General features: G+C 73.4%; 21 protein-coding genes. 7 read left to right on the top strand and 14 right to left on the bottom strand.

All coding sequences use genetic code 11. From position 1 onward, the window contains the following. Positions 1–61 precede the first annotated feature (61 nt). Together ACIO92_RS26230 and ACIO92_RS26225 are read left to right on the top strand one after the other, a co-directional pair. Positions 62–1102 carry a vWA domain-containing protein gene (locus ACIO92_RS26230; RefSeq protein WP_366443358.1) on the top strand — a complete coding sequence of 347 codons (1041 nt, stop codon included), beginning with the start codon at positions 62–64 and terminating at the stop codon, positions 1100–1102. 134 nt (positions 1103–1236) lie between these two features. Next, on the top strand, positions 1237–2025 hold the full coding sequence (locus tag ACIO92_RS26225; protein ID WP_402283092.1) for a crotonase/enoyl-CoA hydratase family protein: 789 nt from the start codon (positions 1237–1239) through the stop codon (positions 2023–2025). A gap of 106 nt (positions 2026–2131) precedes the next feature. Here ACIO92_RS26225 and ACIO92_RS26220 read toward each other — a convergent pair whose 3' ends face one another. The 10 genes from ACIO92_RS26220 to ACIO92_RS26175 form a co-directional block, all read right to left on the bottom strand. Next, positions 2132–3322, bottom strand: a complete 1191-nt coding sequence (locus ACIO92_RS26220) for a peptidoglycan recognition protein (protein ID WP_402283094.1) — start codon at positions 3320–3322, stop codon at positions 2132–2134. Between the two features lie 1424 nt (positions 3323–4746). Then, positions 4747–5697: an endo alpha-1,4 polygalactosaminidase gene (locus ACIO92_RS26215; RefSeq protein WP_366443354.1), complete on the bottom strand. Its 951-nt coding sequence runs from the start codon at positions 5695–5697 to the stop codon at positions 4747–4749. Continuing rightward, positions 5694–6356 carry a spherulation-specific family 4 protein gene (locus ACIO92_RS26210; protein WP_402283096.1) on the bottom strand — a complete coding sequence of 221 codons (663 nt, stop codon included), beginning with the start codon at positions 6354–6356 and terminating at the stop codon, positions 5694–5696. Before ACIO92_RS26210 ends, ACIO92_RS26215 begins: the two co-directional genes overlap by 4 nt. Continuing rightward, the gene (locus tag ACIO92_RS26205; protein WP_366443352.1) at positions 6353–7273 is read right to left on the bottom strand and encodes an NAD(P)-dependent oxidoreductase; all 921 of its coding nucleotides are present in this window, start codon (positions 7271–7273) and stop codon (positions 6353–6355) included. The genes ACIO92_RS26210 and ACIO92_RS26205 overlap by 4 nt, the downstream gene beginning before the upstream one ends. Before the next feature lie 6 nt (positions 7274–7279). Next, positions 7280–7993 (bottom strand): sugar phosphate nucleotidyltransferase, encoded by a 714-nt coding sequence (locus tag ACIO92_RS26200; protein ID WP_366443350.1) that lies wholly within the window; start codon positions 7991–7993, stop codon positions 7280–7282. A gap of 33 nt (positions 7994–8026) precedes the next feature. Continuing rightward, positions 8027–9028: a GDP-mannose 4,6-dehydratase gene (locus ACIO92_RS26195; RefSeq protein ID WP_366443348.1), complete on the bottom strand. Its 1002-nt coding sequence runs from the start codon at positions 9026–9028 to the stop codon at positions 8027–8029. Positions 9029–9126: 98 nt separating this feature from the next. Then, a complete protein-coding gene (locus ACIO92_RS26190; RefSeq protein WP_402283099.1) occupies positions 9127–10545 on the bottom strand; it encodes a hypothetical protein in 1419 nt (472 codons plus the stop codon). After that, positions 10542–12053, bottom strand: coding sequence for a GT4 family glycosyltransferase PelF (gene pelF, locus ACIO92_RS26185; protein ID WP_401239437.1), 1512 nt, complete (start codon positions 12051–12053; stop codon positions 10542–10544). Before pelF ends, ACIO92_RS26190 begins: the two co-directional genes overlap by 4 nt. Positions 12054–12147: 94 nt before the next feature. Then, positions 12148–14274 carry a hypothetical protein gene (locus ACIO92_RS26180; RefSeq protein WP_366443345.1) on the bottom strand — a complete coding sequence of 709 codons (2127 nt, stop codon included), beginning with the start codon at positions 14272–14274 and terminating at the stop codon, positions 12148–12150. A gap of 397 nt (positions 14275–14671) precedes the next feature. Continuing rightward, positions 14672–15199 (bottom strand): hypothetical protein, encoded by a 528-nt coding sequence (locus ACIO92_RS26175; protein WP_366443344.1) that lies wholly within the window; start codon positions 15197–15199, stop codon positions 14672–14674. A 662-nt stretch (positions 15200–15861) separates the two neighbouring features. Here ACIO92_RS26175 and ACIO92_RS26170 point away from each other — a divergent pair. From ACIO92_RS26170 to ACIO92_RS26160, 3 genes are all read left to right on the top strand, one after another. After that, positions 15862–16461, top strand: a complete 600-nt coding sequence (locus tag ACIO92_RS26170) for a sigma-70 family RNA polymerase sigma factor (protein WP_366443343.1) — start codon at positions 15862–15864, stop codon at positions 16459–16461. Further along, complete coding sequence (locus tag ACIO92_RS26165) at positions 16458–18230, top strand: IclR family transcriptional regulator C-terminal domain-containing protein (protein ID WP_366443342.1); 1773 nt, start codon at positions 16458–16460, stop codon at positions 18228–18230. Before ACIO92_RS26170 ends, ACIO92_RS26165 begins: the two co-directional genes overlap by 4 nt. A gap of 104 nt (positions 18231–18334) precedes the next feature. Beyond that, a complete protein-coding gene (locus ACIO92_RS26160; RefSeq protein WP_401239430.1) occupies positions 18335–18478 on the top strand; it encodes a hypothetical protein in 144 nt (47 codons plus the stop codon). 43 nt (positions 18479–18521) lie between these two features. Here ACIO92_RS26160 and ACIO92_RS26155 read toward each other — a convergent pair whose 3' ends face one another. Both ACIO92_RS26155 and ACIO92_RS26150 read right to left on the bottom strand, forming a co-directional pair. Continuing rightward, positions 18522–19313: a DUF2785 domain-containing protein gene (locus tag ACIO92_RS26155; RefSeq protein WP_366443340.1), complete on the bottom strand. Its 792-nt coding sequence runs from the start codon at positions 19311–19313 to the stop codon at positions 18522–18524. 276 nt (positions 19314–19589) lie between these two features. Further along, positions 19590–20114, bottom strand: a complete 525-nt coding sequence (locus ACIO92_RS26150; RefSeq protein WP_366443339.1) for a hypothetical protein — start codon at positions 20112–20114, stop codon at positions 19590–19592. A 217-nt stretch (positions 20115–20331) separates the two neighbouring features. Between ACIO92_RS26150 and ACIO92_RS26145 the strand changes: the two genes are divergently transcribed. Beyond that, complete coding sequence (locus tag ACIO92_RS26145; RefSeq protein WP_402059257.1) at positions 20332–21132, top strand: inositol monophosphatase family protein; 801 nt, start codon at positions 20332–20334, stop codon at positions 21130–21132. A 534-nt stretch (positions 21133–21666) separates the two neighbouring features. On the opposite strand, the gene ACIO92_RS26140 is transcribed toward ACIO92_RS26145, so the two are convergent. Beyond that, positions 21667–22248, bottom strand: a complete 582-nt coding sequence (locus ACIO92_RS26140; RefSeq protein ID WP_402283103.1) for a hypothetical protein — start codon at positions 22246–22248, stop codon at positions 21667–21669. A 439-nt stretch (positions 22249–22687) separates the two neighbouring features. On the opposite strand from ACIO92_RS26140, the gene ACIO92_RS26135 reads away from it, so the two are divergent. Beyond that, a complete protein-coding gene (locus ACIO92_RS26135) occupies positions 22688–23662 on the top strand; it encodes a helix-turn-helix domain-containing protein (RefSeq protein ID WP_402283105.1) in 975 nt (324 codons plus the stop codon). 154 nt (positions 23663–23816) lie between these two features. On the opposite strand, the gene ACIO92_RS26130 is transcribed toward ACIO92_RS26135, so the two are convergent. Continuing rightward, positions 23817–24191, bottom strand: coding sequence for a hypothetical protein (locus ACIO92_RS26130; protein WP_366443335.1), 375 nt, complete (start codon positions 24189–24191; stop codon positions 23817–23819). Positions 24192–24249: the final 58 nt, after the last annotated feature.

Here is a 24249-nt window from a genome sequence, read left to right as displayed (position 1 = left end):
ATTGTCAGTGCCGGGTGACAGGCTGGAAGCATCATCCAGACGGAACCGAGGGGGACCCGCCATGCCCGGAACCCAGAACTACATCAATCACGTCGCGCTCGTCCTGGACGCCAGTTCCTCCATGTCCGCCCTGAGCCGGAAGGTCGTCCAGGTCGCCGACCAGCAGATCGCCTACCTGGCGCGCCGGTCCCAGGAGCTGGATCAGGAGACCCGTGTCACGGTGTACGTCTTCGCGGACGAGGTGGAGTGCGTCATCTACGACAAGGACGTGCTGCGGATGCCGTCCCTGAAGGAGCTGTACCGGGTCGGCGGCATGACGGCGCTCCTCGCCGCGACCCTGAAGTCGCAGGACGAACTGGCGCGGACGGCCCAGCTCTACGGTGACCACAGCTTCCTCACCTTCGTCCTGACCGACGGCCAGGAGAACGCGAGCCACCGCTGTGCCGACGTCCCGTCCGGGCGGCCGGGCGCACTGCCCCAGGCCGTCGCCTCGATGATCGAGCGGCAGGAGGACAACTGGACGCTGGCCGTCCTGGTGCCGGACCAGGCGGGCAGGCGGGAGGCCGTGCGGTGCGGCTTCCCCCAGGACAACGTCGCGGTCTGGGACGCCACGAGCACCCGTGGCCTTGAGGAGGCCGGTCAGGTCATCCAGGAGGCCACCGAGAAGTTCATGATCGGGCGCACCAAGGGCATCCGGGGGTCGCGGGCGGTGTTCTCCACCGGCGCGGACGCGGTCAACAGGAAGACCATCGAGGCCGCGGGGCTGACCCCGGTCGAGCGGGAGGCGTACGCGCTGATCCCGGTGACCCGTGACGTCGCCATCCGGGAGTGGGTCGTCGAGTCCGGTCACACGTACCGCTCCGGGGGCGCGTTCTACCAGCTGAGCAAGGCGGAGAAGATACAGGCGCGGAAGCGGATCGCGGTCCTGGAGAAGAAGACGGACCGGGTGTACTCGGGTCCGGAGGCGCGTGCGCTGCTCGGTCTGCCCGACGCGGAGGCCCGCGTCAAGCCCGACCAGAACGACGACTTCACGATCTTCGTCCAGAGCACCAGTGTGAACCGGAAGCTGGTGACGAACACGCGTCTGCTGCTCATGCTCTGATCTCCCGCGCCGGGCCGGGAGAGGCCGGGGCGGGTCAGGGCGGGGACCGGGTCGGGGGGGGCGGCCGTGCGGTGGGCGGCAGGGTCGGGGGGCGGGATCTGGTCCGGTCGGCACCGGCCCGGCAGAATGCGTCCATGACCGACGACTCCGTGTCTCCCTCCGTCCGGGTCGAGCGGGACGGGCCAGTGACCACCGTGATCCTGTCGCGGCCCGCCGCCCGCAACGCCGTCGACGGGCCCACCGCCCGGCGACTCGCCGATGCCTTCCGGGAGTTCGAGGCCGATCCGGGTGCTTCGGTCGCCGTGCTGTGGGGTGAGGGCGGGACCTTCTGCGCGGGGGCCGATCTGAAGGCGATCGGCACCGGGCGGGAGAACCGGGTGGCGCCGGACGGGGACGGTCCGATGGGGCCGACCCGGTTGTCCCTGTCGAAGCCGGTCGTCGCGGCCGTCGCGGGGCACGCGGTGGCCGGTGGTCTTGAGCTGGCGCTCTGGTGCGACCTCCGGGTGGTGGAGGAGGACGCCGTCCTCGGGGTGTTCTGCCGCCGCTGGGGGGTGCCGCTGATCGACGGCGGCACGGTACGGCTGCCCAGACTGATCGGGGAGAGCCGCGCCATGGACCTCGTCCTCACCGGCCGTCCGGTAGCGGCGTCCGAGGCGTACGCGATCGGACTCGCCAACCGGCTCGTGCCGCCCGGCCGTTCGCGGGAGGCCGCCGAGGAACTGGCCCGGGAGATCGCGGCGTTCCCGCAGGTGTGCCTGCGGCACGACCGGCTGTCCGTACGGGAGCAGTACGGGCTGTCCGAGCCGGAGGCGCTGGCGGCCGAGCTTCGGCACGGCATGGTGTCCCTGTCGGCCGGGGAGACACGGGCCGGTGCCGCGCGCTTCGCCTCGGGGCGGGGACGGCACGGCTCCTTCGACGGGTGAGGCCGGGGAGATGAGGGCCGGGACCGGCCGCGACCGGCGTGCGGGCCCGGACGGCGGGACGTGACGACGGGACGGGCCCGGGTTCCGCCCCGTCGTCGGCGGTCCGTCAGCCGGTCTGGCCCGCCGGGACCGGAGCCGGAGTCGGGCTCACCGCGAGCTGGCGGATCAGCGGCAGGTCCGCGTACAGGTTCGCGCCGGGGCACTCCGTCGGGAAGCCGTCACGGTGTCCGGAGATCCGCTGCATGGCGACGACCTGGCCCTTCTTGTACAGGCCGTTGTCGGCCGCCGCCACGAGGTCGACGGTGCTCGCCGGGTCGTAGCCGTACAGACCGAGCTTCCAGGCGGCCACGCCCGCGATGGCGTCGAGCAGCGGCGGGGTGGCGACGGCGTCGTTGTAGTTGCCGAGGACGGCGATGCCGGTGGTGTCGGTGTTGAAGCCGTAGGTCTGGGCGCCGAGGACCGGCTTGTCGATGCCGCCCGCGCGGCCCTCGAAGACGGTGCCGCACTTGTCCACGAGGAACTGGTAGCCGATGTCGTTCCAGCCCTGTCCCTGCACGTGGTAGAGGAAGATGCCGCGGATGACGGCGGCCGACTGGTCGCAGGTGTAGTCGTTGCTCCCGGCGGTGTGGTGGACGAACACGGCCTTGGTCTGGGCGGTGTACGTCGGCGGGTTCAGGACCAGGGACTCGTCGGCGCCCCAGCCGGACCTCGGGGTGATGGCGGGCTGGGCGGCGGTCGTCGTCGAGGCCGCCGGGGCGGTGCGCGCCTCCGAGGGCGCCACGGCCCTGGTCGCGGTGCGGACGGGGGCGGCGGTCGCGGTCGGGTCGACGAGTTCCACGCGCAGGCCCTCGGGCAGCTTCTTCTCTCCGGTGACCCGGACCTGCACGCCGTCGGCGGGGCCGGTCCAGAGCGGCTGGGTGCCCGCCCTGGCCCCGGCGTCGCGGGCGGTCTCCGGGGTCCGGACGTCCAGGTCGAGGGTGCGCCAGCCGGACCAGACGCCGGTGGCGTGGTCACGGGTGCGGACCTGGGCGGTGCCGCCCAGCTCGGCGCGGGGGTCGGCCCAGGTGAGTCCGATCATGCTGAAGGGCGCGGTGCGGCGGGCGGTGAGGGCCCGGTGCGCCGGGTCCGTGCCGTCGAGGGCGATGCTGCGCAGTCCCTCGCCCGCGGCGGCGGTGGGCGCGGGGGCGGGCGCGGAGGTGGCGGCGGGCGCGGCGAGACCGGTGGTGGTCAGGACGACCGTGGCGATGGCGGCGACGGTGGCGGCGCGGGCGGTCCTGCGGAGGGGCTTCGGGGTCACAGGTTTCCTCGTGGTTCGGTACGGGTGGAGGTGTCGGTGTGCGCGCGGGCGCCTTCTCCGGGGGCGCCCTCGGTGGTGGAGCTCCGGGCGTGGCGGCCCGCGCCGGTGGCGCCGCGACCGGCGCGGCGGCCGTCCCGCGGGCCGGGCGGGCCGACGACGGCGGCCGTTGTCGCGGGACGGCGGGCGCGCTTCCGGAATTCCGGGACGGTCCCGGTCGTTCCGGGCCTTTCCGGGACCGGGGGTCCTTCCGTGGCTGACATGGTCGCTCTTTCGTTCGACAGGGAGATCGTCCTGCTTATACACCATCAGGTTCCTCGAAATCCAGGCGGCGGGACATTCAGGCATTTACCCCGCACGATCGCCCCGCCCACTGACTTGGCGTCAACTAGCCGAATTCCACGAGTGTTTGACTCCACTTCGGCCGCCTGACTCAAAACCGCCCGCTCCACGGGGGCGGGCGGACTCCGGCGGACCCTCCGTGCGCGGAGCCGCAGGCAGGCCGCATGGCGGGTGGGGGAGAAAGCGCGCCGACCGGGACCCCGTAAGGCCCCGATGCCCTTTCCTCCGCAACTCCCGTGCGATCAGGGGCCCGACGAGACGGGAGAGGGTGATGACGGAAGCCATTCAGGGACAGGGGCACGAAGGAAGGGGCCTCGCCGCCTCGTCGTGCGGTTCTCCGGGAGGCGGCGGAATACCCCTTTCGCGTCCGCTGGGCCGGAACCCGGTGAATTGCCGTGGGGGACACCCCGGTTTCGTCCCCTGAGAATCCGTCCGGAATCCCCGCCCCGTGACGGACGGTGCCGCATCGTGTTTCCGGGACGCATTACAGCCAAGTCGGCTCACGGACCTCCGACTTGTCCGGCCCGGACCCCGACAACGCCCTGGGACCCGCCCGGGAGCGCGGTCCTGAGCGCCGCGCCCGCGCCGCCGTCGCACAGGCATCGCACCGGTGGCGTCGTCCGGTCACCCACCCGTCGCCGTCCCATCGCACCGCACGGCCACGCGGCGGCCGGAAACCCTATGACCTGGGCGTCCGTGCCCCGATCCGCGTTGATGGCCCTCCCGCCGACCTCACATACCGCGCTGACCGACGGCGGGCGACCCCATGCACCGCCAGGGGCACGTGGGCTCCGTCCGGTACTCCTCGGCCACGACGGCGGGAAGACCTGGAAGCCGGTCGAGTCGCGCGGTGGTCCGGTCGTCGTGCGGAGCCCGGCCGAGGACAGCGGTGTCTCCCCCTCCGCCGAGGTCACGGACAAGCAGGGCAACGTGCCGACGGTGACGATCCACGACGCGTGGCTCGGCGAGTGACGCCGGTCCGCCTCGGCTGAGCCCCCTACCGGGCCCGGCGTCACCATGTGGGTGGTGGCGCCGGGCCCTTCCTCACGGCCGGGTCCTTCCCGTCCGCCCCGGTCCCCTCCGCTTCAGCAGGGGTCGCGCCACGCGTCGAGCGGGAGGCGCTTGCGCATCGAGGAGAGCCGCAGTTTCCGTGACTCCGGGCAGAACGCGTGCGCGGGTTCCTCGTACTCCACGTGGAAGACCGCCTTGCCCGCGGCGACGAAGGGGGCCAGCAGCGCGCACTCGTCGAACTGCGCGCACTCCTCGTTGACCGCGAAGTCGAAGTGGTCGATGAGCTGCGGGATCTGGGCCAGGTCGTTCTTGAGTCCGACGGCCAGGCCCCGGGCGTGCGCGATCTCGGCGATCATGCGGTTGTACCGGAGCTGGTCGCGTGCCGTCAGGGGGAAGCCGGTGTCGGCGGCGTACCCCTCCACGAGGTCGGGTTCGACGGCGTCGAAGCCCTTGTCCCGGCACATGTCGAAGCGGCGTTCCATGAGGGGCCGCAGCACGGACAGCCGCCGGATGTCGAGCCACCGCTCCCCGTGCCAGCCGTTGGGCCCGCCGAGGACGGACTCGGGGAAGTCGTCGCGGTCCGGGCGGTAGTTCTCCCAGGCGCCGACGTTGACGTAGCAGATGACCTTCCGTCCGGCCCGGTGCAGCGCCGCCACCTCCTCGGCGCTGTTCTCGAACGCGTCGATGTCGTAGACGGCCACGTCGACCGACCGGTCGATCTTGCCGTTGAGCTGCCACTGCCAGGTCAGTCCCGGTCGTGGCTGCCAGCGCCGGGCGGGGGTGCCGGTGGCGCCGGGTGTCCGGGTCGGTCCGGTGGGTTCCGGGCGGGCCGTGTGCGCGGGGGTCCGTGTCCCGGCGGGCGGTTCCGTGCGGTCCGGGGTGGCGGGGGGACCGGTGCTCCGCGCGGGTGCGGTGCGGTCCGCGCCCGCCGTGCCGCCGGGGGGAGCGGTGCCGGAGCAGGCGGTGAGCACGGCGAGCAGGAGCAGCAGGACGGTGGCCGTCCCCGCCCCGGGCCGGTGGTTCACCGGTCCGTCTCCGTCAGTGCCGGGGTCAGGGCGGCCCAGGGGTTGGGGAGTTCTCCGGTCACCGGACCGCAGACCGTCGCCCCGCGTTCGCGGGCGGTCCTGACGGCGAGCGGCACCAGGGGCAGGGGCACCCCGTAGACCAGGTGGCACAGTTTTTCCGCGGGGAGTCGCGCCGTCCACGCGGGGCGGCTGAACCCCGATACGTAGGTGCTCCAGGAACCTTCGAAGGTGACCGTCAGGTCGGCGAGCCGGGCGTAGCCGGGTGCCGGGTGGACGCCGGGGTTGAGGACCACGGTGGCGGCCCCGGCCCGGCGCAGGGTCCGCACCAGACGCTTGCAGTCGGCCAGGGCTTCCTGACGGGCGGTCGTCCGGTCGAGGAAGCAGCCGTCCACGCCGTACCAGGCCCGGTGGCGGTCCCAGTCGGCGGCCACCTCGGCGGGGGTGCGGACGCCGTAGTCGGTGTCGACGTAGCCGAGCAGCCGGGCGCCCGCCGTGCGCAGCGCGCCGACGGCGGCCGTGAAGGCGGGGTCGGGTGCCTCGCCGGGGCCGTTCGCCGGGTTGATGACGACGCCGTAGGTGCGGTCGCCGGCCGTGATCAGGCGCCGCCAGGCGTCCGGGTCCTCGGCCGGGTGCACGTACAGCGGGACGAGCAGGCTCACGGTGCCGCCACCCGCTCGGGGGCGCGGCCGGGCCGGCGGGCGGCCCACAGCTCCGTGAGGGAGTCGCTGAAGGAGTGGACGGGACGCCAGGCCAGGTTCCGGCGGGCGGCGGTGATGTCGGAGCACTGCCAGGAGACGTTCGCGGAGCGGGCGGAGCCGCCGTCGGCCTCGACGATCCGGCCGGGGAATCCGGCCGCGGCGGCGAGCCCGTGGACCAGTTCGCGTACGGAACGGGCCTCCCCGCCGCTGATGTTGAGGACCGGCGGGAGCGGGCCCGTGACGGTGGCGGCGAGTTCGGCGGCCCGTGCGACGTCACGGGCGTCGACGAAGTCCCGGTACGCGGAGAGGTCACCGAGCCGGAGTTCGGCGCCCGGGTCGGCCGCCGCCCCGGCGAGGAGGGCGGCGACCCGGCCGGGCAGCCCCTCCGGCGGTGCTCCGGCGCCCACCGGGTTGCCGACGCGGAGCACGACCGCGTCGAGGCCGGAGGTGGTCACGGTGACGGTGCCGGCCAGTTTGGTGGCGCCGTAGGGTCCGGCCGGGGCGCAGGGCGCGGATTCCGCGACGGCGTGGCCGGGGTCCCCGGGGCCGTACTCGGCGGCGGAGCCGAGGTGGACGAGCCGGGCGGCGGGGGCCGCCTCGCGCAGGGCGGCGCAGAGCGCGGCGGTGCCCCGGGCGTTGACCTCCGCGAGCTGGACCGGGTCGCCGCCGGTGGCGCCCGCGCAGTTGACCACGGCGTCGGGGGCGGCCTCCGCGAGGGCCCGCGCGAGATCGGTGGGACGGACGGTGGCGAGGTCGGCGGTGACGTCGGCGGCGGGGGAACGGCCGCCGAGGAGCACCCGGGTGCCGGGGCGGGCGCGGAGCCGCTCGACGACATGGCCGCCGAGGTATCCCCCGGCGCCGAGGACGAGGATCCTCATGGTGGTTCAGGCTCCCTTGAGCAGGAGGGACTTGCGGCTGGTGAACTCGGCGTTGGCCCGGTCGTAGTCGTCGGGGCGGCCGATGTCGAGCCAGTAGCCGTCGAAGGCGTAGGCGTGCGGCGGGGTCCCGGCGGCGAGCAGGTCGAGGACGAGTTCGTCGAAGCCGAGCGGCAGTCCCGGGGTGTAGGTCTCCAGGGTGTCGCGGGAGACGCCGTAGACGCCCATGGAGACGCGGTAGTCGATGCTGGGCTTCTCGGTGAAGGCGACGACCCGGCTGTCGTCGGTGGTGAGGACGCCGAAGTCGATGCGGACCTTGCGGGCGTAGGTGGCGATGGTGAGCGGGGCCCGCGCGGCGGTGTGCTGCCGCAGGACCTCGGCGTAGTCGAGGTCGGTGAGGACGTCCCCGTTCATCACGAGGAAGTGCTCGGGGAGCCGGTCCTTGAAGGTGAGCAGGGGGCCCATCGTGCCGAGCGGGCTCTCCTCGGTGGCGTAGTCGATCTTCATTCCCCACTGGGAGCCGTCGCCGACGTAGGCGCGGATGATCTCGCCCAGGTGGCCGATGGCCAGGGTGCAGTGGGTGAAGCCCGCGCCGGACAACTGGCGCAGCACTATCTCCAGGATGGCGTGTTCGTCGCCGATCGGGACGAGCGGCTTGGGCAGGGCGGTCGTGTACGGCCGGAGCCGGACGCCCTTGCCTCCGGCCAGGATCACAGCGTGCATGGCGGACCTCCTTCGGGGTGCGTGACGTCTGATTCAGATGTTGTAGATGCCGGTCTTGTAACGAGAGAGGTTGGCGGGGTCGGTGAACCAGTCGGCGGTGCGGGCGAGGCCTTCCTCCAGCGTGTGGCCGGGGCTCCAGCCGGTGGCGTCGGTGAGCCGGGAGGCGTCGGCGACGAGCCGCATGACCTCGGAGGCGGCGGGCCGCAGCCGTTCGGCGTCCTCGCGGACGTCGAGGGGGGCGTCCATGACCTTGCCGATGAGGGCGACCAGGTCGCCGACGGAGATCTCGCCGCCGGTGCCCGCGTTGAAGGTGCGGCCGACGACCCGTTCCGCAGGGGCGGTGCCGACGGCGAGGAACGCCTGCGCGGTGTCGGCGACGAAGGTGAAGTCGCGGGTGGGGCGCAGGTCCCCGAGGGTGAGGGTGCGCTCCCCGGCGGCGACCTGCGCGATGACGGTGGGGATGACCGCCCGCATGGACTGGCGGGGCCCGAAGGTGTTGAAGGGGCGCAGGGTGACCACGGGGGTGTCGAAGCTGGCGTGGTAGCTGTCGGCGAGCCGGTCGCCGCCCGCCTTCGAAGCGGCGTACGGGGACTGGGTGTTGATGGGGTGGTCCTCGGTGATCGGCACGGTCTGCGCGGTGCCGTAGGTCTCGCTGGTGGAGGTGTGGACGAGCCGGGGGGTGCCGAGGGCGCGGACCGCCTCCAGGACGTTGAGGGTGCCGGTGACGTTGGTGTCCACGTAGCTGTGGGGCGCCTGGTAGGAGTACGGGATCGCGATGAGCGCGGCGAGGTGGTAGGCGCAGTCGGCGCCGTCGAGGAGGGCGCGGACGGAGCCGGGGTCGCGGACGTCGCCGAGCACGATCTCCACCTGGTCGAGCACCTCGGGCGAGAGGGTCTCCAGCCAGCCGTAGGAGGAGAAGGAGTTGTACTGGGCCATGGCGCGCACCCGGTGGCCGGAGGCGACGAGCGCCTCCGTGAGGTGCGAGCCGATGAAGCCTTCGGCTCCGGTGACGGCGGCGAGCGGTGCGGAGGTCACGTGTGGTTCCTTTCGGGGCGGTCACGGGGACCGGGTGGGACGGGGAAGGCATGGGGGTGCCGTGCGGCCGGGCGGCGCGGGTGGGCGCCGGCCGGTCGTCAGGCGTGCGGGGAGGGCCGCCCGAGGAGGGCGAGGGTCACCCCGACGAGGCAGAGCGCGGCGGCGCCGCAGACGGCGGGGAGCAGCGCGTCGGGGCCGGGTGGTCCGGCCGCCCAGGTGACGGCGCCCGCCGCGGCGGCGGAGGTCAGGCAGACGAGGGCCGGTGGCCAGGCCACTCCGAAGGCCTGGAGCAGCAGCGCGGTCCAGAGCAGGGCCGCGAGGGCGAGCAGGGCGGCGGGTCCGGTGCCGATGAACAGGGCGGGCGGCAGGAGGAGGAGCAGGTAGCCGGTGAGGCAGAGGCCGAGGACACCGCAGGAGCGCAGGAGGAAGCCGCCGGGTGTGGTGGCGCGGCGCAGGGCCGTGACGGACCAGCCGCGGTAGCGGTAGAGCAGCCATTCGGCGGGGCCCATGCTGAGGGTGAGGGCGATGACCGCGTACGGGTCGCTGCGTCCTTCCAGCATGGTGAGGACGGCGGCGGCGAGCCCGAAGAGGCCGTAGGGCACGGAGGCGCGCAGCGGTGGGCGGGGGCCCGCGTCGGCGGCGGCCGGTTCGGCGAGGCAGTCGGCGAGGACGCGGGCCGCGGCGGCGAGGGTGGCCAGGACGGCGAGCAGGGGCAGGGTGAGCCGGATCAGGGCGCCGGGGTCCCACCAGGGCAGGACGGCGGCGCCCAGGACGAGCGGGGTGAGGGTGAGGAGCAGGAGGCGTTCGCGGCCGAGGACGAGGAGGACGCCCGCCGCGGCCAGGTAGAGCGACTGGAGGCCCGCGACGGCGGTGACGGGTCCGCCTCCGGCGGGCAGGGCGGCGAGTGCGGTGGCGACGGCCGCGCCGAGTGCGGCGCCGCCGACGAGGGAGCGTCCGGCTTCTCTGCGGCCGGTGACGAGCCGGAGGTGGGCGCGGTGTCCGAGGGCCTGGCCCCAGGCCCAGGAGACGGTGCCCGCGACGATGAGCGCGGGGGCGTGCCGGGTGACGTCCCAGAGCGGTGAGGTGAGGAGGTAGGCGAGCGCGGGGAGGGCGAAGAGGGCTCCGCGCAGCAGGCAGCGCAGGGTGTCCGGCCGCCAGGGGTCGGCGCCCGCGGGCGGTTCGGGGAAGGTCCGGGGGACGCGGTCGTAGAGGGCGGCGGCGAGGGAGAAGAGGGTGGGGTGCCCGTACCGCTCCTTGATCATGGAGGCGGAGAGGCCGTCCGCTTCGAGGAGCGCGGCGACCTCGTAGGGGTGGACGGCGGGTCCGATGCGGTCGGCCAGTTCGGCGGCGAGTTCGCTGACGGCGGCCTCGTCGGGGCCGTTGCGGGGCATCCGGATCGCGAGGGTCGGCGAGTCGCCGGGGTCGGCGGACCAGCGGCGGGGCCGGGGCACCGCCAGGCGGATCGCGAGGGTGTCCTGTTCGCTGCCGCCGGGTTCGAGGGACATGGGGCCGCTCATCCGGCGAACCTTCCGGTGCCGCTGACCGCCGGGGTGGGCAGGACGATCCGGGCGGGCGCCTGGACCGGGCCCCGGGCGAGTTCGCGGTAGATGGCGCGGAAGGTGTCGATGGTCTGCCGGAGGGTGAACTGTTCGACGACGCGGGTGCGGGCGGCGGCGCCCATGGCGCGGCGCCGGGCGGGGTCGCCGAGGAGCCGGAGGGCGGCGGCGGCCATGGCGTCGGGGTCGCGCGGGGGGACGACGAGGCCGGTGTCGCCGACGGCTTCGCGGACGCCTCCGACGTCGGTGGAGACGGTGGCGCGTCCGCAGGACATGGCTTCGATGAGGGTGAAGGGGAAGCCTTCGCTGATGCTGGAGAGCATGACGACGTTGCCGGCCGCGTAGGCGTCCCTGATGTCGTCCACGCGTCCTTCGAAGGTGACGTGTCCGCCCTGGCCGAGGTCGGCGGCGAGTGCCTCGCAGCGGTCCCGGTAGGCCTCGCCGCCGCGCGGGGTGCCGCCGAAGAGCCGCAGCCGGGTCTCGGGGAGGCGTTCGCGGACCAGCGCGAAGGCGCGGATCAGGGTTTCCAGGTCCTTGATGGGGTCGACGCGTCCGGCCCAACTGAGGGTGAGTGCCTCGGGTTCGGGTCCGGCGGGCGGGAAGGCCGCGGGGTCGACGCCGTTGTAGACGGTGCGGATGGCGGCGGGGTCGGCGCCGCCCTCCTCCTCCCAGAGCCGGTTGTAGCGGTTGCCGGGGGTGATGAGGGCGGCCCGGCGGTAGGTCTCCTCGGCGAGCAGCCGGAAGAAGCCGAGGATCAGGGCCTTGACGGGCCAGCGGTAGGGGGCGGTGCGGTAGCCGAGGTAGCGCTCGCGCAGGTAGACGCCGTGCTCGGTGAGGAGCAGGGGGACGCCGTGGCGTTCGAGGGCGGCGAGTCCCGGCAGGACGGCGACGCCGCCGCTGACGGCGTGGGTGACGCCGTCGGTGGGCACGGGTGCGGCCAGGGGGCGCAGGGCGTGTTCGAGGAGGGAGGTCGCGGTGAGCGCGTCGTGGACGGTGGGCCCGGCCTCGGCGGCGGGGACGCCCGGCCGTCGCCAGACCGAGGTGAGGACGGATATCGCCGTGTCGCCGCGGAGGAAGGGGCTGAGGACCCCGTCGGCGGCGGCGCGCGCGAGCCCGTGCAGGGCGGGGGCGAAACCGGCTTCGGCGGTGGGGTCGAGCAGGGCGGTGAGGAAGGTCTCGTAGGTGTCGGTGAGGCGTCTCGCGGCGCGTCCGCGCGGGGCGCGGCCGGGTGGGGCGGGGCCCCACATGGGGACGGACAGGACGTCGGTGACGTGGGCCGGCACCTCCCACGCGAGCGGTTCGCGTCCGGTGCCGGTGACGGCTATGACGTCGAAGCGTATGTCGGGCATCCCGGTGACGAGCTGGTCGCACCAGACGCTGACGCCGCCGTGGCTGTGCGGGTAGGTGCCTTCGGTGAGCAGGGTGACGCGCGGGGCGCCGGAGCGCCGGGCGCCCTGGGGTACGTGCATGGGTGTGTGCTCCACGGCGGTGGTGGGGTGGTGGTACGGGTCCCGGACGCCCCTGTCGAGGAGGTGTCCGGGACCTTCGCTGCCGGTGGTGCGGTCAGCCGTCGGTGCCGGGCGCGACCCGGGCGGAGACGCCCTGGGGTACGCGGGCGGCCGGGGCGGGCGCGGGGACGGGGCCCGGGGCGCCGGTCGTGGTGACCGGGGCGGGCGGCGCGGACAGGGTGAGGGTGAGCGGGGTGGCCGTGAGGGCGGTCCAGCCGGAGCGGGTGCCCGCGTATGCCTCACCGAAGGCGGTTCCGCCGCGCAGGGTTCCCGCGGGCATGGTGGCGGGGGCGGCCAGTCCGGCCGGGCCCTGGACGGTCACGGCGCTGCCGATGCGGTAGGCGGTGATCTGTCCGGCGCCGACGGCGGTCTGCCAGGCGGTGCGGCGCTTGAGCTCGCCGCCGATGTCCTTCATCCGCAGGTTGACCACCGGGGTGCTGGTCGCGAAGAGCGCCTGGTAGCTGTCGAGGACGCCGTCGAGGACGGGGTAGGCGATGCGGTCCTCGGCGAGGTTCGACTGGTGGATGAAGTGCGGCTTCGGGTCGTTGGCGAGGACGTGGCCGAGGGCGATCTGGCGCTCCAGCGGCACGATGTGGTTCGCGTAGCCGGTGGCCGGGTCGAGCGGGGCGGGCAGGCAGGTGGTGGTCGCGGGGTTGTCCTCGCAGATGCCGCTGCCGCCCTGGGCGCGGCTGGTGTAGATCCAGTTGTACTCGTCGACCTGCTCGGCGGCCCGGCCCGCGTTGTAGAAGATGTTCATGGGGTAGCGGGGGACGGTGGTCGCGGAGCCGACCTGCCGCTGGCCGGGGTCGCGGGAGTTGTCCGAGGCCAGCCAGGTGATGCCGTTGTCGCCGAGGGCGAGGCCCAGGTTCGGGTTGTCGGTGGGCTGCTGGGGCAGGACGCGCAGCCCGGAGTGCTCTCCGGTGACGAGTTCGCCGTTCTCCAGGGGCAGTCCGGCGGTCTGGCCCCAGGCGCGGTTGAGGGCGATCTCGTCGGAGACGGCGGTCCTGCTCACCCACTTCACGGAGCCGTTGGGCAGGGTGGCGCAGCGCCAGGGCACGACGGAGGTGTCCTGTTCGCAGCCGAGGAAGGCGTGGGTGTAGGTGTGGTTGATCCAGCGGAACTGGTTGCGCTGGGTGACCAGTCGGTCGGCGAGCGGGTCGGCGCCGTTGTTGTCCTCGCGGTGGTCCACGCTGCCCGCGGCGTTGTAGGCGAGGTCGAGCGTGAAGCCCCGGGCGTTCTGCCAGGTGACGGCCGCGTCGACGTCGGCGGGGGTCATCCGGATGGGGTCGGGGACGGCGTTGGGGTCGGTGCAGTCGACGTCGCCGGGGGTGCAGTTGAGCGTGGAGTTCCAGCGGTCGTCGGCGGCGAGGACGTCGTCGATGTGGACGGCGAAGTAGTTGCGGGAGGCGCCCAGGTGGACGCCGTCGGTCATCCATTCGACGATGCCGCGGGCCAGCAGGCGGAACTGCTGCTGGTAGCGGTTGTAGACGAAGGTGACGACGAGTTCGCGCCGTCCGTCGTGCTGGTACTCGCCGACCAGCGAGCCCTTCTTGGTGGTGCCGGGGATCGTCGCCTCGACGTACGGGGTGAAGTCGGCGCCCGCCACCGGGGTGGAGAGGTAGGCGTAACTCTCTCCGACGGTGGGTGAGTTGTCCTCGAAGGGGACCGCTCCGGCCAGGTAGCCGAAGGGTCCGTCGCGGCCGGCCGTGGTGACCTGGGCCTGGACGCCGTCGAGGCTGCCGGAGTAGCCGCCGTAGACCGGGTACTGGAGTCCGGCCTCGGGCCGGGCGTAGGTGTACGCGTCGACCTGCGGGATGTCGTAGGCCTGCTCGTAGGCGACGAGGGCGGCCATCTCGGGCGAGTTCGCCGGGAACGGGTTGTCGTTGGGCAGGACGACCGCCTGGAACTTGGCGCGGGCGCGGCCCCCGACGCTGTCGGCCAGGTAGGCGGCGTCGATGACGGGCCGGTCGGCGCGGTTCAGGTCGATCTCGGTGTACGGCGTTCCCGCCGTCTGGAGTTCGGCGGCGATGGCCTGGGTGGCGGGTCCGCCGTCGGTGACGACCAGGACCCGTAGGTCGACCCGGGGCAGCGGCTCGACCGCCCCGGCGGTCGAGGTGGGCAGGACGAGTCCCGCCAGGAGCGCGCCGGCGGCGAGCAGGGTGGTGCTGACTATCCGCTTCATGCGGTGGTGTTCTCCTCCCGGAGCAGGGGTGGGTACGGCTCCGTGGAGCGGACGCACCCCCTCGTGCGACGCCGGCGTCCCCCTCGAAGGCCGGTCGTCCACGCATCCGTCGCGTCAAATGGTGAGGTATCTGTGAGGTTTTTGTGGTGTTGCTGCACAAGGTGGCGAGAATTCGCCGGTCCTCGCGGGGGCGGTGGCGGTGCTTCCGGGACGCTCAGGGGGTCTGTCGCCGCACCGGAGGTGATCCTTCCGATGGCCTACGGGTCTTGACTGGCGGGAATGAGGACCACCGGCGGGCCGAGGGCCCGCCGGTGGCACCGCCATAGGTGTGGACCTGTCCAGAAAAGAGGCCCCGAAGGGCGATTTTCAGACGGTGTCCGCCCGGGGCCCTGGTGTCTCAGGCGCAGAGGACGCGGGTCTCCGGGGTGTAGACCGGGCCGCCGTTGACGCTGGAGGTGTCGCTGAACTCGGCGTAGAAGTACGAGTAGAAGCCTATGTTGCCGTTGCAGCCCGAGTCGGGGGCGACCTGGAGGGTCAGCGTGACCGTGCGGCTCTGGCCGGGCGGGATGGTCGCGCCGTAGTTGGCGCCCAGGTTGGCGGGGCCGGTGCCGGAGCAGGAGCTGCTGCCCGAGGGGCCGGCGAGGGTGCAGCCGGTGAACGCGTACTTGAGGTCCGGGCGCTGGGTGGTCAGCCAGGTCGGGTCGATGGTCTGGTAGACGAACCAGATGTCGTAGGTCTTGTTGTTCGTGAGCGTCATCGAGAGGTTCACGGTGCCGCCGGGCGTGGTGGTGGCGGCGCTGGTGGAGAAGGTCAGCTGCGCGGGTGCCGGGTCGGCGGCGTTCGCGGCCGGGGCCAGGCCGAAGAGGCCCATACAGAGCGCGAGAACGACGGTGAGACCGAGGCGTCGGGTCAGGAGTGATCGCATGGTCCGGGAGGCTAGGCACCGGGAGGGCGCGCCGTCTTCCCCGGCAGGCGGAATCCGGCGGTCCCCACGGCCGAAAGTATTCGCTGTGTGAAGGTGGTGGGGAGAAAGCGTGAAGGCCCGCACGAAGGATCTTTGCGCACGCCGCGGGGAGTGTGGCACCACCCCCGGAGAAGGGTGCGGAGCCCGGCGCGAACCGGTCGCCCCCGTCGCAGATTTGGCGCGTACGCAACAGACCACGATGCGCCGAAATCCTTCCACACCCTGCAAGGGTCAATGGTTCCAGGCCACTTGGCGCGATCCCGATGCGTGAACCCGCCCCCGCCCCACCCCCCACCCCGTCTCCCATAGCCATCGAATGGAGACCGATCCTGATCGATTACTTTCTGTTATTTTCTTTGATTTTCCTGTGCACGTTTGGGCCGCCGTGATCGCTGATACCGGTGGAGGCGATCGCCTCCGGTACCGCGGAGAGGGGGCGGCGGGCGGTGCGCAGGAACGACGGGAGGGGGCCACATGCGGGACGGCACGACGGTGTCGCGGAGCGGACTCGCCGCGGAGGCGGCAGCGGGGGGAGACACCGCACGGGCCCGGGAGGGCGTACCCGCCACGGTGAGGTGGTCCGCCCGCCCGGGGTGGACCGACACGGACGCAGAGGTGCTCCCGTGAGCGACGTCGGCACGGAGGAGCCGGGCGCCACCGGGCCGCCCCGGCCGCCCCTCCCCACGGACGGGTGCCCCGCCGGGTACTGGGAGTTCCACGCCCGGCTGTACGACAGATTCGTCAGGTTCGCACGGTACGACCTGCGGTCCGACGAGCTCGCGGAGGCGGCCGTGGACACCACCTTCGCGGAGCTGATGTACCGGTGGCCGAAGGTGGCGGCGCGGGAGAATCCGACCGCCCACGCCTGGACCGTGCTGAAGAGACGCCTCGTCGACCAGGGGCGCAGACGCCGGAGGACCGCCCTCCCGGTCGACGACCCGACCCTGTGGAGCCTGCTCGACGAACGCGCCGGGGCGCACGACGCCTTCGACGCGCTGGCCCTGCGGATCTCCGTGCGCAACGCCGTCCACCGGCTGCCCGAGCGGCAGCGGGACGTGATCACCCTCTATTTCCTGCTGGACCAGCCGACCTCCGTGGTGGCCGAGGTGCTGGGCATCAACGAGGCCACGGTCCGGTCGCACATCAGCCGGGCGCTCCCCCGCCTCGGGCGGACACTCGACCTGCCGGGCAGCCGCCCGGACCACCGAAGGGCCTGCTCATGAGCGAGCACAGCGAGGTCTTCCGGTCCGTGGAGGACGTCCTCGCCACGGCCTCGTCCGAGGTCCCCGGGCAGCGGCCCGACCTCGCGGCCTCCCGCGCGCGGCTCCTGGCACACGCCGCCGGCCTCCCGTCCGCACCCGGTGCCGAAACCGCCGACGAGCCGTCGGAACCGGCCACCGGGCCCGTCACGGACAGTCACCCCGGGCGGCATCCGCTCGACGCCGACGAGGCCCTGCGCCGACTGGACGCCCTGTGCGCCGCGGTCGTCCTGTCCCGTACGGCCGGTTCCTCGCTCGCCGCGTTCGCCGAGTACGCGGCGGCCGATCCCGGCGGCGCGCTCGTCTTCGCCTGTGTGCTGCATCTCGCAGGTGACGGTGAAGGGGCCACGTTCTGGTGGCAGTTGGCGGCCGGGGCCGAAGTGGACCCGGCCGTCCACTGCCTGTTCCTCGACCATTCCCGGCGCGGGGAGTACCAGGACGCGGCCGTGTGGGCCCGTCGTCCCGGCGGCGCCGACGCTCCGGGCGCCCTCGCGGGCGACCCGACCCGCCCCCCGTCCCCGCTGCTGCGGCAGACGCTCGCGCGGGCCCGCCGGTGGACGGTTCCGTACGAGCACGAGGACCTCGGCACGGTGCCGCTCGCCACCCCGGGCCTCGCCAAGGAGGTCTTCGCGCTGGCCCCCCGGCGCGGGAAGGCGGCCCCCGGGGACTGGATGGTCCCGCACCCGATGGCGGCACCGCGCGCGAAGCAGGACGGCCGGGCGGCCGAAGGACCCGCCGCGCACGGGCCACGGACGGGCGGGGACGCCCCGCCGACCGGCGGGAACACCGCCTTCTCCGTACGGCCCCTGCGGCACACGACCCTGACCGCGCTCGCCCAGCAGGTGCCCGAGGCACCGGACCGGTGGAGGGAGGCGATGCGGGTACTGGACGTCCTGCACGCCGTCCGGGGCGCCCGCGCCCCCCTTCCCCCGGCCGGGATCGCCTCGGCGGCGGGGCTCGGCGGAGTCGGCCTCGGCCGACTCCTCGGCTGGCTGTGCGCGCACCACCTGCTCAGCCGCCTCCGCGACGGCTCGTACACCGTCGGGCCGCTCTTCTCCCCCGTTCCCGCGGGCGATCCGGTCCTGCGCCACGACGCCCTCACCCGGCTGCTCGACGATCTGCGGGACACCACGGGCGCGGCCGTCTACTACGCGCGGTACACCGACGGGGAGATCGACATCCAGCACTGCTCGGACGGCCCCGGCACTCCGGCGATCACCCAGTGGGTCGATCTGAAGGAGGCCGCCCACGCCAGCGCGAACGGCAAGAGCCTGATGGCCCAGCTCGACTTCGAGGGCCGGATGGACCACCTGGCGCGGTACCGGCCGTACGCCCTGACGGAGCGGACCATCACGGATCCCGCCGCGCTGTTCCGCGCCCTGGACGGCCACGGCCCGCACGCCAGCCAGTTCGACGTCCTGGAGTACTCGCGGCGCGAGGTGTGCGTGGCGGTTCCGGTGGCCCTCGAAGGGCAGCCCGCCTGCGTCGCCCTGTCCCTGCCCGCCGACCGGTCGCCACGGCTCGTCGAGGCGGCGCGGATCCTGTCCGGACAGTCGGCCCTGATCCTGCTGACGCTCCTCGCCGCGCTCCCCGCCGCCGACGCGCCGGAGCAACCGGAAGGAGGGGCGGCGGCCTCCCGGCACGGCCCCTCGGGACTGCTCCTCCCCACGGGCTCCCTCGGCCCCTCCCCCGTCGACTGGACCGGTTTCCTCACCGATACGCACCGCTCCTGACGACGACCCGCACCCGTGGGCCCGGGGGTGCGTCGCCCAGCCCCACGCCCAGGAACGGACGTCGGCGCGCGACCGGGCTCCTCCGGCGCGCCCGCACCACCGACATGATGGACATCGTCTTCTCCGCGCTGCCGGAGTTCCTCGGCAGTCTGTGCGCGGGGCTCGTCATCGCCGCCGTCGGCCGCGCCCGCAGACGTCCCCGTCGCCGCCGCCGGAGCCACAGGGCCGGGCGCGGGCACCGGCCCTGAGGGCGGGGACCGCGCGCGCACGTCCGCCGGGGAGCGCCGTCGGTCAGCGCCTGACGATCCGGTCGAGGACGTCGGCGACGGCGGACTTGACCGCCTCGCGGTGGTGCAGGGGTTCGGCGGGCAGGTCGCTGGTGGGGCGCACGCCCCGGTCGGCGAGGACGTGGAGCAACCGCAGGGTGCGCAGGCAGTTGCTGATGTGGGCGGGCACCGGGGTGCTGATGCGGTCGGACCCGAAGCGTTCCGCGATCGGCTCCAGCCAGCCGGTCGAGTCGGCTTCGCTCAGATCGGTACGGGTCAGGACCAGGGCGACGGCCCGCGCCAGGCGGTCGTCCTCCAGCTGGTCGTAGACGTGGTCGGTGGGCGCCGTCAGCCGTGCGGCGGCCAGCTCCAGCATCCGTACGGGCGCCACCTCGGGGTGGCGGCCGAGGCGGGACAGCAGGTCGGCGCCGTGCGCCACCGCGTGCAGCCAGCCGAGCGTCCCGTCGTGGCCGCGCAGATCCAGCTCCGCCGGGTACCAGCGCTCGAACGCGTCCACCCACCCGGCCCTCAGGTCCCCCGCCGCCACCAGCATGTCGAGCACGAGCGGCGCGAAGGTACGGGCCTCGGTCCTCGGGTCGCCGAACCGGGCGGCCATCTCGTCGCCCAGTTCGAGCCGCCGGGACGCCCCGATCGTCCCCCGGTCTATCCAGGTCGCCAGGACGGTGTAGGGCGCGCCGTCCCGGACCAGCGGGTCGGGGTCCGCCAGGGCGCGGGACAGTTCGCCGACGAGGTCGTCCATGGCCCGGTCGGCGGGCACGGCACAGTCGGCGGCTTCGATGGTGTTCCAGTCGATCATGCCCGGCAGGGTAGACGCTCGCCGCCGCCTCGCGCCTCCCGATTAGGTACGCATATACGCTTTCGTCCTCGATCGTCTTGCGATGAAGCCGAGTTCGCGGGCAGGAGCCGAACGGCTCTGCCGCTGCCTCAGGTGCGGGGAGGCGGCCCCTCAGGTGCGGGAGGCGGCCGTCCCGGATCCTGGCCGGGCCACCGCTCCGGGTCCCGGGAAGGCCGGAACGCCTTGGCCCGGTGGGTGGTCGGGGCATCCGGTCCCGGGAGGGCCGGGCATCCCGGTTCATTCCTCGTCGCCGACTCCTTCGACGTCGACCGGGCTGGTTCCGTCGAAGGTCACGAGGATTCCGTAGGGGTCCCCGAGCCGGAATCGGCTCTCGGTGAAGAGAACGGCCCAGGACCCGTCGGCCCACACCGTCGCCTCGGGACCGCCCAGGGGAAGGTCCGGCAGGTCCAGCAGGGCGACTTCCTCGGCGGTGAGCCCGAAGCGCTCTTCCCCGAGCCGGGTGCGGCAGTACCGCCGCGCCTCGGCCACCAGGGCGTCGAACCGGTCCACCACGTCGTGGGCGAGGCGGAGGGTGGCCTCGCCGGGCGGCGCGGGCGGTTCGGTCACCACGCTGATCGCCGCCGGTCCGCCGCCCGTCGACTCCGGCCGGGAGCCGGTCCAGCAGGCCAGATGCGGAGGGCTCGGCGTACGGCTCAGCACGAGCCCCGCGACGCGCAGGGCGCCGGGCAGTGCCCCTCCTCCGCCTGGCGCTTCCGTCTCTTCCGTGCGCGGGGCGTGCGGTGGTTCCTCGTGGTCCGTCATCGGCCCAGCGTAGGACCGCCGCCCGCCCGACCTGGTCCCGGATGCCGGACGGCCCGGCACCCTGCCCGTCGTGGACCGGTACGACCCGGTTCGATCACACCCGAGATGGCCCGGCCCGACATGGCCCGGCCCCGACCGGCATGACCCGGCGTGACCTTGCTGGTGCCCCGGCCGGAAGGTTCGGGACGGTGGCCATGGCCTCGATGGTCTGCGGGGCGTGATCGACTCATACGCGAGTTCCGACGACGCCGCGGTCGCGATGGCCGGGGTGCGGGCGGGCGCGGACGTAGTCCGCGCCATGTACGGCCAACGGCTCGACCGGATCGACAAGGGTGCGGGGGACTTTGCCACCACCGCCGATGTGGAGGCCGAGAGGGCGATCCTCGGCGTCATCCGTGCCGCACGGCCCGATGACGCGGTCCTCGGGGAGGAAGGCGGGCAGCGGGGCGTCGTCCACGCGACGCGCCAGTGGTTGGTGGATCCCCTGTGCGGAACGCTGAACTACGCCGTCGGCAACATGCTGGTGGCCGTCAACGTGGCGCTGCGCGAGGGTGCGGCGGCCGTGGCCGACCCGTTCGGCGGCGAGGTGTACTTCACCGACGGAGAGGCCGCCCGGGTGAGGCGGGACGGGGCCGACGACGCCCTCCTGACGCCCACGGCCGCCACCCGGCTGGTGGACGTCAACCTGGACCCGCCGTTCCCGAGCGCGCCCGGGTTCCGGGCCGTGGATCTGCTGGCCCACCCCGAGTTCGTCGAGAGTTTCCGGCCGCGCGTCGTATCCACGACCCTGGCACTGGCCTGGGTGGCCGCAGGCAAGCGCGCCGCGTACATCACCGATGGCGGTGACCTCTCCAGAAGCGTGCACTTCGCGGCCGGTATCGCTTTGTGCCGAGCAGCCGGCTGCACCGTCACCGGGATCGACGGTGGCCCGATCGGTGAGGCAGGCCGCGGACTCGTGGTCGCCGCCGATGACGAGACCCACGCACTGCTGATGTCCATGACCCGCAGCCGAGGCTGACTGATCGTCTGCCACGGCCCACATCGGTCGGGCAGGTCACGCCACGGCGGGCCCGTACGGATCCTGTACACCATCCCGTTGATGATCCGCCGGTCGTCCACCCCGGCCGGCCGGTCGAGGCCGAGGGTATGAGCGGAGCGAGTGGATCCCCGTCTTGACCGGTGGGTTCACGTCTCCGTATCCGACCACGATCCTCTGTCGTGGTCACGGCGCTCGCCGCGACGCGAGGGGGCAGTGACCGTCATCCGCCGGTGACTATCGGGGACGGAGGGAGAAGGATGGCGTCCGCTGGGGATTGCCCCTGCCGAGCCGGTCACGGCCGTCGGTCCCTGCACCCGGTCCGAGTGGCGCGGGGACGTTCCGGACGCCATGACGCACTCGTAGCCCGGCCCCCTCCCCACGTGGGGGGCCGGGCTTCCGAGCGTCCCACGGTCCCGGGGTGAACGGGCCCGTGGCGCTCTCCCGCAGGGCCTGGTGCGGGAGGCCGCGTGGCTTCCCGCACCCCCGCCTCCACGGCAGCCGGGGGAGACCGGATCACCCCCAGGTGAGTCCGGTGGTCCTGTTGTTCATGGCGCCCATGTCGTTCATGGACCGCCGAGGGCCGGTGGTGTCGCCACCGTTGGCCACCGTGTGCTCGTAGTGGTTGACGTCGCAGGTGTTGTAGCCCTGGAACGACGAGATCCGGTCGTTCCACCAGGGGTCCCGGTCCCTGACGTCGTTCACCAGGTAGTCGCGCTGCCCGTCCTCCACGCAGGGCTGGGGGCCGGTGAACGTGATGGTCTCCCCGTCCTTGTTCGGGTAGCGGTACTCGATGGACAGGACGTAGGCCACCGCGAGTCCCTGTCCGGCGCTCTGCGGACCCTCCAGCTTCGCCGTGAGCGTCCTGTCCGTTAACGCGGCGCGGGCGGTGAGCGGCGCGTCGGTGACCTGGCCGTGGGTCGCGTGGCTGATCGCCTCACGGACGGTGCCGAAGCACGTCGTGCCGCTGGCGGAGAGGTCCACCACGCAGTGGCCGCGCGGCTCCCCCGCGGTGTCCGCCCGCGCCGGAACCGCGACGGCCGTGGCCCCCAGGAGCAGCCCGGCGCCCAGGACAGACGTGATCAGCGACGACTTCATGTTCCACCTCTGGTTGTGTGACCGATGTGCGGGATCGATTGCTCGACGAGCGAGGGAGCGGCGTACCTCCCCGCAGGTCGCACGTCTGCCGCAGCACTCCGACGTCGGTCGCCGTGGGCCCGGGGCTCCACACGTGTCCGGCGGAGGGGGTGACGGGCCGGGTGCGCCCGGCCCAGCCACGATCGCACCCGTCCGTGCGATCGTCGTCCTCAGCATCGCCGTGCGGACCGGCCTTGTCATTGGCCGTGAGTGGCACGATCCTTGCACCACAGTGGACTCGTTCCCTCGTGACGCGACGAGGGAGGCCACCCGCGCCCGAGCGGCGTGAGGGGTGCGCCGCGCGTCACCCCCATCACCCCGTCGCCCCGGCAGGAAAGGACCACACATGTCTCATGGGTTGCCTGCCCCGGCAGAGTCCCCCCGGCCCCCTTCTCTCCCCGTGGCGAAGTACGCCAACGGCCACCTCCCCGCACGGGACCGCTTCGCCCACTGGCGTGAGCTCCTGAGCGGCACGCACGCCCCCATGACACTCTCCAGCGAGCGCGCCGACGACTTCCTGGCACGTCAGCACGTCGTCACGCTGGGCGAGGTGACGGTGTGGCCCGCGGTCTTCCCGCCGGTGACGTTCCGTCGCACGAGTGAGCTCATCCGGCGGTCCGACCCGGAGAGCTACCACCTGACCCTGATGCTGCGCGGCAGCGGCATCGCCGACTGGCGGCACAGGACGCTGAGGACCAGCCCCGGAACCTTCCACACCAGCGACTCCTCACGTCCCGTCGAGATCCGTTCCTGGGCCGAGCGGGGCCGGATCATGATGATCGGCGTCGAGGTGCCCAAGGCCGTACTGCCCCTGCCCCGGCGGCTCGCGGACCGCGCCGTGGGGCTGCCCGTCCCGGACGACCAGGGCGTCGGCGCCCTGCTGTCGCACACGCTCCGCAGGCTCATACGGGACCTGCCGGAGTACCGTCTCGCGGACGGGCCCCGGCTGGGCGAGGTCGTGGCCGGTCTCACCGCGACCGTCCTGGGACAGGTCACGGACGACGAGAGCGCGCTGCCGCCTCACGTCCACCGGGAGACGACCGTCCTGCGGGTCAGGGCCTTCGTCGAGCAGCACCTGGGCGATCCCGACCTGTCCCCAGCCCTGATCGCCGCCGCGCACCACATCTCCACCAGCTACCTGCACCGTGTCTTCAGGGCCGAGGATGTCACCGTCGGAACGCTGATCCGCCAGCGGCGGCTGCTGCGGGCCAGGGCCGAACTCGCCGACCCGCGCTGGGACAACCTGTCCATCCAGACCATCGCCGCGCGCTGGTGCTTCACCGGAGCCCAGTTCAGCCGGTCCTTCCGAACGGCGTACGGCATGACGCCCGGCGAGTACCGCCGCCTCAGGGCAGGCGACGGCCCCGGCATCTGAGCGACGGCTCAGCCGCTCGCCCACCGGCGGGGTGCGGTGACCGATGCGGAAGGCGCGGCCAGGCACCGCCTCGCCTCGACGGCGATCGCCGCCCCGGTGGCCTCATCGCTGGGAACACGGACGGTACCGGTCCGAGGCCGTGCCGTGGGCCGGCTCAGCGGCCCCGGCTGTCGCGGGCCTCATTCCTGAAGTGGCGTACGAGGGCGATGACACCCCACACGATCAGGACGTTGACCAGTGCCCCGGCGCCGTGGAACACCGGGGTGAGGATGCTGAACCCGGTCTCCTCCGTGCCGGAGCCGTCGCCGAGCAGCAGGGCCAGCGGGTAGACCAGGGCGACCAGGACCAGGACGGCGCCGGGGAAGGAGATCAGCGTCATCGTCGTGTCGAGGGCCGAGGGGTGTCCGGCGATCTCGTTGGCCAGGGCGACGGCGAGTGTGAGCCCCGGGTAGCCGACGGCGATGAGCCGGGCCCTGCTCCAAGTCCCGCCGCGGGAACCTGTGGTGGTCGGGGTGACCGGGTTGCTCATGGAGTCGTCCTTCGCGGTGTTCTCGGTGTGCGGAGGGCCGTGCCCCCGACGGGGACAC

This window comes from Streptomyces sp. NPDC087215 (assembly GCF_044744885.1).
Lineage (GTDB): Bacteria > Actinomycetota > Actinomycetes > Streptomycetales > Streptomycetaceae > Streptomyces.
The sequence above is the reverse complement of the archived record's forward strand: the minus strand, read 5'-3'. Positions and strand labels throughout refer to the sequence as shown.